We start from the raw sequence: 13778 nt of genomic DNA on the forward strand, positions 1-13778 counted from the left end.
ACCTCTTACCCACCTGGCAAATGCTGAGTTGGATTCGGGGCTGGCCAAAATCCTTGCCTGGCTGAGGGAAGGGATCCCGGCTGACTGGGCTACGAGAGCTGAGCCTGAGGAAAAGGGAGTTTCCTCCCCTCCTAGGGCAGGCAACGGCAAAGCTCCTGAAGCCAAGCAAGACTTGCAGCCGCCGAGACCTTCGCCAGGTTTGTTTGTCGGACGACGCTGGATAGCCAACCGGGAGGGTGAGCCAGTTTTTCTGCCCATCGAGGAGCTGGTGCGGCACACTGTGATTTTGGCTGGCAGCGGCTCGGGAAAAACGGTGCTCTTGAGGCGAATGGTGGAAGAGGCAGCCTTGCAAGGGATCCCTTCCATCGTCATCGATGCAGCCAACGACTTGGCCCGGCTGGGGGATCCCTGGCCTGCCGCTCCCGAGGGCTGGACAGAGGAGGATCAGGCTAAAGCAGAGCGCTACTTTGCCCAAACCGAGGTGGTGGTTTGGACTCCTGGGCTGGCGGCGGGCCTCACCCTTGCCCCCCTGCCGGACTTTGCTGCGCTGGCCGGTGATCCCGAAGAGCTGGATCAGGCCGTCGACATGGCCTGGGGCGCCCTCCAGGAGATCGTGGCTCCCGGCAAGACCGTCAGCGACGAGCTGAAGCGGGGGGTTCTTAAGGCAGCTTTGAAATACTTTGCCACTCACCAGCCGGGATCTCTAGCTGACTTTGCCGAGTTCCTTGCGGACCTGCCTCCGGAAGCAGGAGCCGGTATCAGCAAGGCGCCGCAACTGGCGCTGCAGATGGCTAATCTCCTCAAGGCTGCCATGGTTAACAACAAGTTGCTCCATCAACAGGGGATGGCGTTGGATCCGGCCATCTTGTTGGGGCTGGGCTCAGACTACGGCAAAACCCGGGTGTCGGTTGTCAACTTGGTGGGCCTTCCCACCCTGGGGGAACAGCAGCAATTTCTCAACCAACTGGCCATGGCGCTGTTTACCTGGATCAAGAAAAACCCCGCCCCGCCGGAAGCGCCAGTGCGCGGGCTGCTGGTCATCGACGAGGCCAAAGACTTTGTGCCCTCCCAGGGGACTACCCCCTGCAAGCAGAGCCTGCTGCGCCTGGCCGCCCAAGCGCGCAAATACGGCTTGGGTCTCATTTTTGCTACCCAAGCACCCAAGAGCATCGACCACAACGTCATCGCCAACTGCTCCACCCAGTTTTTTGGCCGGGTCACGTCTCCGGCAGCCATCGAGGTAGTGCGGGAGCAAATTGCCCAGCGGGGAGGAAGCGGAGAAGATGTGGCTGTCTTAAAGGTGGGACAGTTTTATCTCTCCTCGCAGCAGCTTCACCCGCCCTGCAAAATCCAAACTCCCTGGTGCCTGTCTTTTCACGCCCCCACCCCTCTAAGCGAAGCTGAGGTGATCCAGCGCTCCCAGGCAGTTAAGCTCTAGGCCCTCATCTTAGCAGTTTTGCCGCTGTTGGCTGTCGCGGCAATCTTCCCATTGCTCGTCTATTCTCACTTGCTGCTGCCAATTCCTGAGGCTGCCTGGCAGTTGGGAGGCCTCTGGAGCTATGCTCCCTTAAGGCAACGTCGGGCAAGCTCTAGCAGGGATCCTCGGGAGCAGGGCAATGGGGCAGGGGCTAGGAAAAGCTCAGCAGCGGTGGTGGGTGTTGGGTCTAGTGGTGATTTGGGCTTGGCTGAGCTGGGGGAGGATGGCCTGGCCTGCTGCCTCCTGCCAGGATCCTCTCTTCCTCCGGCAAATCTTGGCCGCAATGGGCCGGCCTGAGGTGGTGGTGGAGGAAGTAGCTCTGTTTGATAGAGATCAGTGCCTTGTCCAGTTGGTGTTGGATCGCCGTGGGCTAAGGGGATCCCTGCCACCGGAGATCGGCCAGTTTCGCCGGCTGCGGGCTCTGTCCCTAAGCTACAACCAACTTTCCGGCCCTATCCCCGCCGAGCTAGGGCAGTTGAGGGAGTTGGAACAGCTTTTTCTCGACTACAACCAGTTCTCTGGCCCCATTCCGCCGGAGCTAGGACAACTGGGCAAGCTGCGGGGACTGTTTTTGGATCACAACCAGCTCTCTGGATCCATTCCTCCAGAGCTAGGTCGGCTCAGCCGCCTAGAAAACCTCTGCTTGCAAGATAACCAGCTCAGTGGCAGCATTCCTAGCCAACTCGGCCAGCTCAGCTCTCTTAAGGGGCTGTTTTTGGATCGCAACCAGCTTTCTGGGCCCATTCCGCCCCAACTGGGGCAACTGCGCAACCTGGAAAATCTGTACCTGTCGGACAATCGCCTCAGCGGACCCATACCCCCCGAGCTAGCCCAGCTTAGGCAATTGCGGGATCTACGCCTGGCCCGTAACCAGCTTACAGGTGAGCTACCCGGCTTTTTGACAGAACTGCCGCGGCTAGAACGGCTCCACATTGGGGGCAACCCCGGCCTGTGCCTGCCAGCTGTCCTTTCTAGTTGGTTTGCTGCCCTCAGTGAAGGGGATCCCGCCCCCACCTTCCCCTGTCCCTAGGGCAGGGATCTCCAGCTCTCGCCTTAACCTGCGATACTGGGATCAGGTGTCCACAGCCCACTACGCAAACGGTCAGCCATGTATACTCTCGAACTGCTCCTGAAAGGGAATCCTGCCCCGATCGTCATCCACCAAAAAGAGGAGGAAGCGGCCAACCGCGCCTATCAAAGTGTGGTTGAGGCTCTTCGCAACGGATCCCCTCAGAGCCTAGAGCTGACCTGCGACCGCACGGGCAAGAAGGTGTTCTTGCTAACTGCCGAGCTCTGTGGTGTGCAAATAACCTCCAAGTCCGGCACCGCGCCCATGGGGGTCCGCCCTGGCTTCTTGGCCCAGTTGCAGGGCTAAGGCCAGCTTCCTAGGGGTCTATGAGTTCCCTCACTGGGAGAGAATCCCCGCTGGCTATCCGGGTAGAGGGCTTGACCTTTGCCTGGCCAGGAAGTCCGCCGGTCCTGCAGGAGTGCAGCTTTGCTGTTCCCAAGGGCCAGCTATGGATGCTGCTGGGGCCCAATGGCAGCGGCAAATCGACCTTGCTGCAGCTCCTATCAGGAGTGCTCACCTATCCCCAGCCCCTGGCGGGGTTCTGGGAGGTGCGGGGGCGGCTAGGCTACGTGTTTCAGAACCCGGATCAGCAGCTGTTTATGCCAACGGTGGGGGCCGATGTAGCTTTTGGTTTGGGGGCAGAGCCCCTCACCTTGGAAGAAATCCAGGAGCGGGTGGAGAGGGCCCTGGAGCAGGTGGGCTTGCGCCACTTGATCCGCCGGCCTATCCACGGCCTCAGCGGTGGGCAGAAGCAACGGGTAGCAGTTGCCGGGGCGTTGGCCCAGCGCTGTGAAGTGCTGCTGTTGGACGAGCCGACGGCCCTCTTGGATCCCGATAGCCAGAGGGATCTGCTGCGCTGCGTCCGCCAGCTGGTGGATCAAGAGGGGATCACCGCTCTTTGGGTCACCCATCGGCTGGCAGAGCTGGAATGGGCAGACGGGGCGATCTTTCTGGCGCAAGGGCAGGTACGCCAACAGGGATCCCCGGAACAGGTGCGGCAGCAGATTAGCCAACTGTTTGGCGGCTTGAGGTGATCCCAAAGAGATTGCAAAAGGATGGCAACACCCTCCGGCGGGGGCTACATAGAATAGTAGGTAGTAGCTTCACTGCGATTGGTTGGCCAACGGTATCATCTTCAACCTATCCGTGGACGATCTGCGTCAACCAACCCAGGGGTGAAGAGCCCTGCCGGTCGAAAGGAGCTTGAGAATATGGGACTGTCTGAAGTCATTGCCAAAGAGCTGGAGAACGCGCGCAAAGTCTGCTCTGAGTACGGCGAAGGGGATCCCCACTGCCGTGCAGCCTGGGATGCGGTAGAGGAGGTGCTGGCAGCGCGCAGCCACCAGCCAAAGGCCCCCACCAGCCTCGAGCAGCACTGTGCTGAAAACCCCGACGCCGTCGAGTGCCGCGTTTACGACACCTGATTTCTGGGTTAAAACGCAGCAGCCTGCCAGATCCCTAGGGGCAGGCTCTGTTTTTCTCTCAAGGAGAGAGCTTTTGAGCAGAATCAGCCCGCAGCCATTGCCTCATCCACAAGACAAAGGCTATTCCCAGCAGCACCGTTTGCGGGATCAGCGTCTGCCAAGTGGGATAGATCCCCAACCAGCGCAGCTTCGGGATCCCGGATAAGGGGGTCGTCGGAAGCCAGCCTGCAACTTGCAAAGCGTGGAGGCTGCTGCCCAGGAACTTAAAGCCCAAGTAAAAGATCAGCAGGCTCAAACCCCGGAAAAAAGCCCCCAAGGGCAGTTTTAGACCCAAGGGCAAAAGCAAAACTGCCACTCCTGCAAGCAGAAGAGCTCCCAAGCCAATTCCGAGCCAGAGATCCCGAGCCGGCAGGGAAGGCGCCAATCCCACATAGAAGACCACCGTTTCCGCCCCTTCGCGAAACACGGCTGTAAAGGCCAGAAAAGCTAGGGAAAAAACCTGACCGCTGGCAAGGGCTACTTGAGCTTGCTCGTGGACGAAAGTTTGCCAGGCAGCGGTGGCCGACCGCCGGTGCAGCCAGAGGCTGATCGAAAACAGGAGAGCTGCTGCCACCAGCCCCGTGATCCCCTCCAGCACCTCCTGGCGGGTGTGGGTAAGTAGCTGCTGGAAAAACAGCTTGACCAAGAAACCAAGCAGCACCGCTGCCAATAGACCCGCCGCTCCTCCTAGCCACACCCAGCGCTGCTGGGCCGACTGCCCGCTCTTCCCAAGAAGCGCCACCAGAGCTAACAGCACCAGAAGGGCTTCCAGACCCTCCCGCAGCAGGATCGAGGTAGCATCCAGGAAAGTGTAGTCCGACATGCTCAGCCGACAAGGCGGCTTAAAGGCCTAGGCGTTGGCTGGGATAAACTTCAAAGCTGCCGAGTTGATGCAGTAGCGCAAGCCTGTTGGCGGGGGGCCATCCGGAAACACATGCCCCAGGTGACCGCCACAGTTGGAGCAGTGCACCTCGGTGCGGGGCACAAGCAGCTTCCAGTCGGTCTTGGTGCCAATCACCTCTGGAGCAATTGGCTGCCAAAAGCTGGGCCAGCCGGTGCCGCTGTCGTATTTGGCCTCTGAAGAGAACAGCGCCTGCCCACAGCCCGCGCAGACATAGATCCCTGGGGCCTTGTTGTTGTAGTAGGCATTGCGGAAGGGGGGTTCAGTCCCTTCTTGACGCAGCACGTAGTACTGTTCTTCAGTAAGCAGCTGCCGCCACTCGGCGTCGCTTTTGGTTACGGGGTAGCTTGGTTGAGCCATTGGTGGTTGCTCTCGTGTCGTCCTCAATTCTAACGCTTCTTCCTGCTCTGCCTCCGCTCTTCGGCACGTCGGGGAGAACCGGGGAGTTTCTAGGAGTTCTATCGGAAACTTCTATCCTCGGCTAGGGGCATACTCCCGCTACAATGGGCGCAGGCAAAGACGGAGCTTCTTATGTTGCTAGTCGGCTCAGGTGCCAAGTTTGTGCAACAGCTCGAGCAGGCTGGGGCTTTGGCCATGTTTGTCACGCCGGAAGGGGGATCCGAAGGACACTACCTGCGGCGGCTGCGTGGAGCCGGCTATGAGGTGGTTACCCTCTCTAGCAAGGGAATTGGGGATCTAGCCAGCTATCTGACGCGCAGCCATGGGGTGCGGCCTGCCACCCTGGGCAAGTCGCAGCGGCGCACCTACTTCTACCCTTCGCTAATTGAGCAGTACCGGGCCACTTTGCCCCCCAAGGCCAAGGGATTGGTCTTTTGGTTTTACGAAGGGCATGTCCTCAGCCGGCAAGAACTTTCCTACTTGGTGAAGCTAAGCCAAGAAGACAAGGGCGTGAAATTTGTGGTGGAGCTGGCTCGAGAGCGGTCAATTCGCTGGCAACCTTTAGAGAGCGCCCTGCAGAGCGCCTGAGGATCTTTGCTACCATCTCAAGTAGGCGGCCTTGCTGGTGGCTAGTTGTACCTGTGACCTTGCCGAAAGCCTCGCTGCACCAGGGCACTTGGTTCAAGCTCATCTGTGGCGCAAGTTTCCACCACTTGCCCTCAATTCGGGAGTTAGCCTTTCTCTACACCCTAGCTGGGGCCGATTGCATCGACGTTGCCGCTGAGCCGGCTATTGTCCGAGCTGCCCAACAAGGGATCCAGCGAGCCCAAGCAGAAGACCCGCAAGCGGGATCCCCTTGGCTGATGGTTAGCCTTAACGACGGCGAGGATGTCCATTTCCGCAAGGCAGTCCTGACAGAGCCCACCTGCCCTGCCGAGTGTCCACAGCCTTGTGTGGCGGTCTGTCCGCCCCATGCCTTGGTGCCTCTAGGCCCCTCTGCCCGGGTTTACATCCAGGCGGAGCTGTGCTACGGCTGTGGCCGCTGCGAGCCCGTCTGTCCCTACCGGCGCATCGTTACCTCTGGCTATCAGGTGGCAGTAGCGGAGGTCTTGCCGTCTCTAGTGGAGCTGGGCGTTCAGGCAGTAGAAATCCACACCTGTATCGGCCGGCAGAAGCAGTTTGAGCAAGTGTGGAGAGCCCTGAAGCCATGGCTGGGACGGCTGCAGGCCGTCTCGATTAGCTTTAACGATGGTCCGGGCCTTGAGGCCTATTTGCGGGATCTGTTGACCCTGATGGATCCCGTGCCGGAGGTGTTGATCTGGCAGGTGGACGGCCGGCCCATGAGCGGAGATATTGGGGCTGGCACCAGCAAGGCCACCCTAAAGCTGGCCCGCAAGGTGCTGGACATGGGCCTACCTGGCTATGTGCAATTGGCAGGTGGAACCAATGCGCAAACAGTGTCGCTGTTGGATCCCTGCTGGCCAGTGGCGGGGATCGCCTTTGGCAGTTATGCCCGCCAGTTGGTGGCTGCCCATCTAGAGGAAGGATCTGGCCTGACCACAGCGATCCTGTTAGCCAAGCAGTTGGTGCAGCAGGTAAAGCAGCGGCCAGTTGCTCTCCGACCGAGCTGTTTTTCCAGTGCTTGACAGCGTCGCTTGACCATGAGTTTCCCAGCCCAGCCCTTGAACAGGGAACCCACCTCCTTTCCCGGACAAGTCCTCTACAACGACGACTTAAACAAGCTCCTGGACGTTCTGCCCGCAGCCATCCGGGAGCGGCTGCAGCAGCATCCTCACTTAAATCAGCTGGTGGAGGTGGTGCTGGATCTGGGCCGCCGCCCGGAAGCCCGTTTCCCCGGCTTTGCGGAGTACCTCTCCGAGGAAGTAGTTAGCCGCGCCGACCTGGATTTGGTCATCAGCCAAGTGGGGGAGTTTAGCAGCGACAACCGGGCTGGCATTGCCTCAACCCTGCACCGGATTAGCGCCATCCGCAACCGCCAGGGCACGATCATTGGCCTTACCTGTCGGGTGGGCCGTTGCGTGGTCGGTGTCATCACCATGATTCGGGATCTAGTGGAGCAGGGTCGCTCAATGCTGTTGCTGGGCCGGCCAGGAGTAGGCAAAACCACTGCCCTACGGGAAATTGCCCGCGTTTTGGCAGACGAGCTGCACAAACGGGTCATTATCATCGACACCTCTAACGAGATTGCCGGTGATGGCGACGTGCCCCACCCAGGGATTGGTCGGGCCAGACGCATGCAGGTGGCCAGCCCAGAGCTGCAGCACAAGGTGATGATCGAGGCGGTGGAAAACCACATGCCGGAAGTGGTGATCATCGACGAGATTGGCACAGAGTTGGAAGCTTTAGCCTCCCGCACCATTGCCGAGCGAGGGGTGCAACTGGTGGCCACTGCCCATGGCAACCGCATCGAAAACCTGATTAAAAACCCCACCCTCTCGGATCTAATAGGCGGGATCCAATCCGTCACGCTGGGGGACGAGGAGGCACGGCGGCGGGGCTGTCAGAAGAGTGTCCTGGAGCGCAAGGCTCCCCCGACTTTTGAGATTGCGGTGGAGATGCTAGAGCGGCATCGCTGGGTCATCCACGAAGATGTGGCAGCCACAGTGGATTGCCTCCTACGTAACCGCGAGGCGTCAATCCAAATACGCAGCCTGGACGAACGCGGCCAAGTGGTGATTGTGCGCAGTACCACTGGCATGAACGGACGCTCAAGCCTCTCGCGACTCCAGTGGCCCCCTGCCGACACTGCCCTGTTTGCTGGGGGGGGCACTTGGGGATCCTCCGGCCGCCTGGAGCCTCTACCTTTGGAACCGGTTGCAACCCGTCTGCAGCAGCCTAGCTCGCCCTTAGCGAAGGAGGAAGACTCCTCGGCGGAGCCGCTAGCTAACTCCCAGTCAGAGTCCAAATCTGAGGAGGAAGCGGAGCTCCCGCAAGACCCAGAGGGGCCCTTGAGGATCTACCCCTATGGGGTTAGCCGTTTCCACCTAGAGCAGGTCATCCGGACCCTGCAGCTGCCGGCGCAGGTTACCAAAGACCTGGATGAGGCCGATATTGTCTTGGCTTTGCGATCCCAGGTGCGCAGCCGCTCCAAGATTCAGCAACTGGCCCACTCCCGCCAGATCCCCATTCATACCGTCAAGGCCAATACCCTGATTGCTCTGGCCGGCGCCCTGCGCCGCATCCTCAACATTGAAAGTGAGGAGGGGGCCCAGTCAGACCTGGAGCTGTTTATTCAGGCTAGCACAGCAGAAGAAGCAGAAGCTCTGGAAGAAGCTCGCCTGGCGGTGGAGCAAATCGTCATCCCCAAGTCGCAGCCGGTGGAACTCCTACCCCGCTCTGCCCACATCCGCAAGCTGCAGCACCAGCTGGTGGAGTCCTATCACTTGCGCGCTCAGAGCTTTGGCGAAGAGCCCAACCGCCGCCTACGCATCTATCCCAACTAGGCTAGCCGGCAGCCGGCAATCATCCCCGCCAGCAGGATAAAGCCTTGCACCACGTTCTCGCCAAAGATAGCTGGGTAGAGGCCGGGGGAGGAATGGACCCGGTGAAGCTGCCAGGTTTGCCGAGCCCAGAGGCCGGCGGCAACTGCCAGGCTGAGGAAATAGATCGCGTGCAACTGTAGGCTAAGCCCCACCCCCAAGAGGGCAATGGTGGTGCCTAGGAAAAAGAGCCCCACCGCCCTGGGGGTTTGCCGGCCAAAGAAACGGGCGCTGGAGTGGATCCCAGCTCGCTCGTCGTCTTCGCGATCCGAGAGAGCATAAACCGTATCAAACCCAAGGGTCCACAGCACCGTGGCCAGCCACAGCCAGCCCAGCCCCTCCTCCCACAGGGGTAGTTGGGGATCCTGACCTCTCACCGCTGTCCAACTGATGAGCACGGCAAATCCCCAGGCCAACGCCAGGATCAGTTGGGGCACTGGAAAAACCCGCTTGGCCCCTGGGTAGAGCAAAATCACCGGCACCGCTGCCACACAGAGGGCAAAGCTAACGGGGTTGAGCAACAGCGCCAGCCCTCCCGCACAGGCCAAGCAGAGCAACGCCATTGCGATGCCGACGCCAACACTCAATTCGCGGCTGGCTAGGGGACGGGTGCGGGTGCGCTCCACCAACGGATCCAAGTCCCGATCCCAGAGGTCGTTGATTACACAGCCTGCCCCGCTAGCGGCCAAACTGCCTAGAACGAGAATCCCGACCAATGGCCAAGGCGGCGCTCCGCGTCCGGCTAGGAAAGCTCCCCACAGAGCAGGGATCATCAAAATCAAGCGTCCTGCCGGCTTGTGCCAGCGCAGCAACCGTAAAATTGCTCCGCCAGTAGTCCAGAGTGCAGAAAGAGAAGCAAGCATGCCCGGCCGCGCCAGTGGCTTCGGCTCCACCCCAATCTTAAATCATCCTGAACCAACCGATGTTGGAACCTTCGGGGTTCAACCTGACGTCTTGGAACCTCGAATCGCGATTTGACACCTTTTCTCCTCTCTGTTGGCCAACCCTGAAGTTTGATATCCTAGCGGGCGGCTGCCATTGAGGGTGATGGAGCGAGGCGGAGTTTGCTTTCCATGACCAGTCAACTTCCCCAAGCTAAGGAAGCTTCCCCCCTTCAGGAGACTCTGCTGGTGGTGGAGGATGAGGATGCGATCCGGGAAACCGTTGCCCTTGCTCTGGAAGAACAGGGGTACAGAGTCTTGCAAGCTGCCGACGGCCGGGAGGCACTAGAGCTGGTGCATACAGCCGAGCGGCTGGACTTGATGATCCTCGATCTGATGCTGCCCAGTTTGAATGGCTTGGATCTGTGCCGGCTGTTGCGTAGGGAGGGTAACACCCTTCCTATTTTGATGCTGACGGCCAAAAGCAGCGAGACTGACCGGGTGGTGGGCCTGGAGCTGGGGGCCGACGACTACCTAACTAAACCCTTTGGCATGCGGGAGCTGATTGCCCGCTGTCGCTCTGTGTTGCGCCGTCGGCAGCAGGCTTACACCAGCGAGGCCACAGTGCTCCGCTACGGGGATATTTGCCTGTTTACCCAGGAGTGCCGCGTGTTGGTGCGGGGGGTGGAGGTCAGTTTCTCGCCTAAAGAGTTCCGCCTGTTGGAGCTGTTCATGTCCCACCCCCGCCGCGTCTGGACGCGGGAACAGCTTCTGGAGCGGGTCTGGGGATCCGACTACATGGGCGACAGCAAAACCGTGGATGTCCACATCCGCTGGCTGCGAGAAAAGCTGGAGGTGGATCCCAGTAACCCCGAGTATTTGGTAACGGTGCGCGGCTTTGGCTATCGCTTTGGCTAGGTTTGGGAGCTTCTCTCGCGCCAGCGGCGGGCAAAGGAGAGGGCCTCGGCGCGGGTTTGGATCTGGCCCCAAGCTTGGGCCTCCTGGAGCTCTTGCAACAGCTGGCCTACCCAGGGGCCAGGTTGGCCACCTAAGGTGTGCAGTAGGTCGCGGCCATCCAGCAGGGGCACCAGATGGGCCAGGGGATCCTGGGGATCTTCGTAGCGGCTAAGCCAAAGCTGGATCGTCTCTGCCGAGCTGCCGGTGGCTGCAGCCAGCAGGGCTAGGCCGCCAAAGAGGGATCCCGCCTGCTGGTAGAGCCGCCACTGCTGGGGAGGGGTGGGAGAGCTGGCCAAAAGCTTCTGGAAGTGGGGCAGAAGCTGGTGCAGCCTTTGGACGGCCCGCATCTCGGCCCGGCTAAAGCGCAGCCGTTCCAGTTCGGTTTCCACCGTCTCGGCAGGGGTGCCTGCCGGATCCCACAGCAGGGCTGCCAACACCGTCGCCAACAGGCTGCTGCGCCGATCCGCCAAAGGCTGGGCCAGCTCCGCCAGAGTGCGGGGGTACTGGGGTTGCCAGATCTCGGCCCATTGCCAGACGGCTTGGGCCTGGGCAAAGCCGGGGCTCTGGGGGGCTAGGCGGGGCAGCCAAGCCACCAGCAGACCTGCCGCCACGGCTGCCTGCAGGTGGGCCAGGCCCGGGATCCCCGTCTCCAACAGGGTCACCACCTCGGCCCGCACCCGTTCTGCTGCCACATTGGCCAAGAGGGGAGCCCGCTGGCGAATCGCCTCTGCCGTGGCCGGATCCAGCGCAAACCCCAGTTGGGCTGCCTGGCGATAGGCCCGCAACAGCCGCACCGGATCGGCGCTGAGGTTGTCGGGGTGAACCATGCGCAGACACCCCTGCTGAATGTCCGCCCGCCCCCCTGTGGGATCCAACAGTTGCCCCTCCCGGAGCTCCAGGGCCAGGGCATTGCAGGTGAAGTCCCGTTGCCACAGATCCGCCGCCGGGGTGGGGCCCGCCTGCAGGGCTACGTCCACCGTCGCCGCTGTGGGAGGGGAAGCCCCTCCTTGGCCCAGCACGATGCGGGCAATCTGTCGCTCCGCATCCAGCACCACAAAGCCGGCCTTCAGCCGCCGCGCCACCCCTGCTGCCCACCCCACCGGATCCGCCGGACACATTAAATCCAAATCCACTGGCCCCTTGGAGTCTCCAGACTGGCCTCGCAGCCAAGCCAGGTAGGCATCCCGCAGGGAGCCCCCCACCCAGTAGCTCCCCTGGGGCAGCCACTCTTTGGGAAAGGGCAGCCGTTGGTGGAAATAGGCCAGCAGCCACTCGGTCAGCAGGGCTTCGCTCATCGATTTTGCACAGGGGGAAACTTTGATTTAAAGGCTAGGATCCCCAGAGCACAAGTACTTGGCCAGACCGTGCCTGCACCTAACCGCTGGGCAAAAACAGGTGCTAACTGTGGCCTGCCCCCCGCCTAGAGTCCTTTTGCCTAACGCTCCAGCAGCGAGCTGCCCACCGCAGCCGGCACAAAAGCAGGTGCTGAGGGAACCAGATGGGGCTGCACCAGAGCTGCCAGGCCAGCAATAAATAGCGGGTCGGCGTTCAAGGCGGGCACACGGCGAAAATCGCGGATCCCAGCCCGGTGGGCCAGCTCTCGATACTCGATGTCGATCTCTTGCAGGGTCTCGATGTGCTCTGAGACAAAGCTAATCGGCACCACCAGCAGTTGCTTTACTCCCCGCGCGCCTAGCTCTGGGATTACTCTCTCGGTGTAGGGCTGCAGCCAGCGCAGCGAGCCCACCCGGCTCTGGTAGGAGAGCGTGTAGCCATTTGGGCGTCCCACCTGGCGCCAGATGAGCTCGACGCAGGCCTCCATCTCTTGCTGGTAGGGATCCCCAGCCTGGGTGACGTAGCTTTCGGGAATGCCGTGAGCGCTAAAGAGCACATGCACTTCTAGGGGATCCTCGAAGGCGTCCAACTGCTCCCGGATGGCCCTAGCCATGGCCTGGACATACTGGGGCTGATCGTACCAGGAACAGATCTGGCGGCGCTCGATGCGGGCCAGCTCTGGGTCTTCGGCCCAGAGGCGATCCAGGAGCTTGAAGCTGGAGCCAGTTGTGCTAATGGAGTACTGCGGGTACAGCGGCAGCACCACCAGGCGGGTGATCCCGTCCGACTTGATCTGCTGCACCACAGACTCAATGAGCGGGTGCCAGTAGCGCATGGCGACATACACTGGCACGTCGTAGCCCGCCGCCACCAGTTGGGCCTGCAGCTTTCGGGCCTGTTCAGCGGTGATGCGCCGCAAAGGAGATCCCCCCCCGATGGCAGCGTAGTTGCGCCGGGATTTGGGCGCTCGCAGGATGGAGATGGCCCAGGCAAATGCCCCCTGCAAAAAGGGAAAGGGCAGCCGGATGAGCTCCGGATCGGCAAAGAGGTTGTAGAGAAAGGGCTGCACATCAGCCTGCGTTTCTGGCCCCCCCAAGTTCAGCAGGAGCACGCCGCATTTGGACATAACAAGCTCAATGACCTTCCTTATCCACTGTAGAAGGTCTTAGCCCCTAGCGAGAAAGGAATTCTCAGCTTTCCGTGGGTCGGATCGTCTCCCCACCCTCTACTCCGCTGCTCTTGGGCTGGCGTTAGAACTCTTGGCCGCGGTAAACCCGCTGTAGGGCCGGCGTGACCGAATAGCTATCGACATCGGCCAGGCTCAACTTCAAGCGCAGCGTATTGAGCAGCCTCCAGTAGGGGGGCACAAAAGGGGTTAAGGACTCCGTCCCGCTGACGCGAACGGGAAAGGGTTGATGGGGGAGGGGGTGGGCAACCCTCTCCAGAGGGCAGCCACGGTAGCGGAGCAAGCTAGACCCGACCAGGGAAGCTGAGGATTCCCCTTGGCTGGGATCCACCGTCAGGCCGCGAAACTGGATCTTCCCTGGACGAGAGGCTTGTCGATAGCGCAGGTAGCGACCCCAGAGTTGTGCCAGCCACTCCGGCAAAGCCTCAGGCCGAACGTGGAAGCGCTCCGGCAACAGACGGTCGTTGAGAAAGCCGATGAGCCCAGACCAGGCCTTCCAGAGCAAGGCGGCAACGAGGCGAGTAGGGGGAGAGGATGAGATTTTCATAGATCTCTGCACAGCCGAGAGTTGGCGTCGATTATACCAGTCCAGAAAGGACTCCGTCCCGCT

15 protein-coding genes are annotated in these 13778 nt (G+C 60.9%); 9 read left to right on the forward strand and 6 right to left on the reverse strand.

Features of this window, described 5'->3' with window-relative positions:
• The 5 genes from NW860_RS00560 to NW860_RS00580 form a co-directional block, all read left to right on the forward strand.
• A partial coding sequence (locus tag NW860_RS00560; RefSeq protein ID WP_414511908.1) for an ATP-binding protein occupies window positions 1–1438 on the forward strand: 1438 nt, incomplete at its 5' end.
• Between the two features lie 178 nt (window positions 1439–1616).
• Window positions 1617–2507 (forward strand): hypothetical protein, encoded by an 891-nt coding sequence (locus tag NW860_RS00565; protein ID WP_414511909.1) that lies wholly within the window; start codon window positions 1617–1619, stop codon window positions 2505–2507.
• 78 nt (window positions 2508–2585) lie between these two features.
• Window positions 2586–2852: a hypothetical protein gene (locus NW860_RS00570; RefSeq protein ID WP_414425138.1), complete on the forward strand. Its 267-nt coding sequence runs from the start codon at window positions 2586–2588 to the stop codon at window positions 2850–2852.
• 20 nt (window positions 2853–2872) lie between these two features.
• Window positions 2873–3580 (forward strand): energy-coupling factor ABC transporter ATP-binding protein, encoded by a 708-nt coding sequence (locus NW860_RS00575; protein ID WP_414406007.1) that lies wholly within the window; start codon window positions 2873–2875, stop codon window positions 3578–3580.
• Between the two features lie 177 nt (window positions 3581–3757).
• A complete protein-coding gene (locus tag NW860_RS00580) occupies window positions 3758–3970 on the forward strand; it encodes a CP12 domain-containing protein (protein ID WP_414393069.1) in 213 nt (70 codons plus the stop codon).
• Window positions 3971–4028: 58 nt separating this feature from the next.
• Here NW860_RS00580 and NW860_RS00585 read toward each other — a convergent pair whose 3' ends face one another.
• Window positions 4029–4832, reverse strand: coding sequence for an FTR1 family protein (locus tag NW860_RS00585; protein ID WP_414511910.1), 804 nt, complete (start codon window positions 4830–4832; stop codon window positions 4029–4031).
• A 27-nt stretch (window positions 4833–4859) separates the two neighbouring features.
• Window positions 4860–5270 (reverse strand): peptide-methionine (R)-S-oxide reductase MsrB, encoded by a 411-nt coding sequence (msrB, locus tag NW860_RS00590; protein WP_414393072.1) that lies wholly within the window; start codon window positions 5268–5270, stop codon window positions 4860–4862.
• Window positions 5271–5441: 171 nt separating this feature from the next.
• On the opposite strand from msrB, the gene ndhN reads away from it, so the two are divergent.
• The 3 genes from ndhN to NW860_RS00605 are packed head-to-tail and all read left to right on the forward strand — an operon-like array spanning window position 5442 to window position 8773.
• On the forward strand, window positions 5442–5897 hold the full coding sequence (ndhN, locus tag NW860_RS00595; RefSeq protein WP_414393074.1) for an NAD(P)H-quinone oxidoreductase subunit N: 456 nt from the start codon (window positions 5442–5444) through the stop codon (window positions 5895–5897).
• 53 nt (window positions 5898–5950) lie between these two features.
• Window positions 5951–6955, forward strand: a complete 1005-nt coding sequence (locus NW860_RS00600) for an LdpA C-terminal domain-containing domain (protein WP_414406005.1) — start codon at window positions 5951–5953, stop codon at window positions 6953–6955.
• 15 nt (window positions 6956–6970) lie between these two features.
• On the forward strand, window positions 6971–8773 hold the full coding sequence (locus NW860_RS00605; protein ID WP_414511911.1) for a R3H domain-containing nucleic acid-binding protein: 1803 nt from the start codon (window positions 6971–6973) through the stop codon (window positions 8771–8773).
• On the opposite strand, the gene NW860_RS00610 is transcribed toward NW860_RS00605, so the two are convergent.
• Entirely contained in the window at window positions 8770–9672 is a 903-nt protein-coding gene (locus NW860_RS00610; protein WP_414420215.1) for a 4-hydroxybenzoate solanesyltransferase, read from the reverse strand. The genes NW860_RS00605 and NW860_RS00610 overlap by 4 nt on opposite strands.
• A gap of 210 nt (window positions 9673–9882) precedes the next feature.
• Between NW860_RS00610 and NW860_RS00615 the strand changes: the two genes are divergently transcribed.
• Complete coding sequence (locus tag NW860_RS00615) at window positions 9883–10608, forward strand: response regulator (protein WP_414410566.1); 726 nt, start codon at window positions 9883–9885, stop codon at window positions 10606–10608.
• On the opposite strand, the gene NW860_RS00620 is transcribed toward NW860_RS00615, so the two are convergent.
• From NW860_RS00620 to NW860_RS00630, 3 genes are all read right to left on the reverse strand, one after another.
• Window positions 10605–11942 carry a CCA tRNA nucleotidyltransferase gene (locus NW860_RS00620; RefSeq protein WP_414511912.1) on the reverse strand — a complete coding sequence of 446 codons (1338 nt, stop codon included), beginning with the start codon at window positions 11940–11942 and terminating at the stop codon, window positions 10605–10607. The two genes, NW860_RS00615 and NW860_RS00620, sit on opposite strands and share 4 nt — an antisense overlap.
• Before the next feature lie 140 nt (window positions 11943–12082).
• Window positions 12083–13108 carry a ferrochelatase gene (gene hemH, locus NW860_RS00625; protein ID WP_414393084.1) on the reverse strand — a complete coding sequence of 342 codons (1026 nt, stop codon included), beginning with the start codon at window positions 13106–13108 and terminating at the stop codon, window positions 12083–12085.
• A 124-nt stretch (window positions 13109–13232) separates the two neighbouring features.
• Entirely contained in the window at window positions 13233–13715 is a 483-nt protein-coding gene (locus NW860_RS00630) for a hypothetical protein (RefSeq protein WP_414425142.1), read from the reverse strand.
• Between the last annotated feature and the right edge of the window lie 63 nt (window positions 13716–13778).

It is taken from the genome of Synechococcus sp. F70.1, assembly GCF_047502745.1.
In the GTDB taxonomy this organism is placed as follows: Bacteria; Cyanobacteriota; Cyanobacteriia; order Thermostichales; family Thermostichaceae; genus Thermostichus.

Excerpts from the sequence above, each read along its gene's own strand:
- ndhN (WP_414393074.1), top strand. The coding sequence starts at position 5,442 with ATGTTGCTAGTCGGCTCAGGTGCCAAGTTTGTGCAACAGCTCGAGCAG.
- msrB (WP_414393072.1), bottom strand. The coding sequence starts at position 5,270 with ATGGCTCAACCAAGCTACCCCGTAACCAAAAGCGACGCCGAGTGGCGG.
- NW860_RS00610 (WP_414420215.1), bottom strand. The coding sequence starts at position 9,672 with ATGCTTGCTTCTCTTTCTGCACTCTGGACTACTGGCGGAGCAATTTTA.
- NW860_RS00620 (WP_414511912.1), bottom strand. The coding sequence starts at position 11,942 with ATGAGCGAAGCCCTGCTGACCGAGTGGCTGCTGGCCTATTTCCACCAA.
- NW860_RS00605 (WP_414511911.1), top strand. The coding sequence starts at position 6,971 with ATGAGTTTCCCAGCCCAGCCCTTGAACAGGGAACCCACCTCCTTTCCC.
- NW860_RS00565 (WP_414511909.1), top strand. The coding sequence starts at position 1,617 with ATGGGGCAGGGGCTAGGAAAAGCTCAGCAGCGGTGGTGGGTGTTGGGT.
- NW860_RS00575 (WP_414406007.1), top strand. The coding sequence starts at position 2,873 with ATGAGTTCCCTCACTGGGAGAGAATCCCCGCTGGCTATCCGGGTAGAG.
- NW860_RS00585 (WP_414511910.1), bottom strand. The coding sequence starts at position 4,832 with ATGTCGGACTACACTTTCCTGGATGCTACCTCGATCCTGCTGCGGGAG.
- NW860_RS00570 (WP_414425138.1), top strand. The coding sequence starts at position 2,586 with ATGTATACTCTCGAACTGCTCCTGAAAGGGAATCCTGCCCCGATCGTC.
- NW860_RS00630 (WP_414425142.1), bottom strand. The coding sequence starts at position 13,715 with ATGAAAATCTCATCCTCTCCCCCTACTCGCCTCGTTGCCGCCTTGCTC.
- NW860_RS00615 (WP_414410566.1), top strand. The coding sequence starts at position 9,883 with ATGACCAGTCAACTTCCCCAAGCTAAGGAAGCTTCCCCCCTTCAGGAG.
- hemH (WP_414393084.1), bottom strand. The coding sequence starts at position 13,108 with ATGTCCAAATGCGGCGTGCTCCTGCTGAACTTGGGGGGGCCAGAAACG.
- NW860_RS00580 (WP_414393069.1), top strand. The coding sequence starts at position 3,758 with ATGGGACTGTCTGAAGTCATTGCCAAAGAGCTGGAGAACGCGCGCAAA.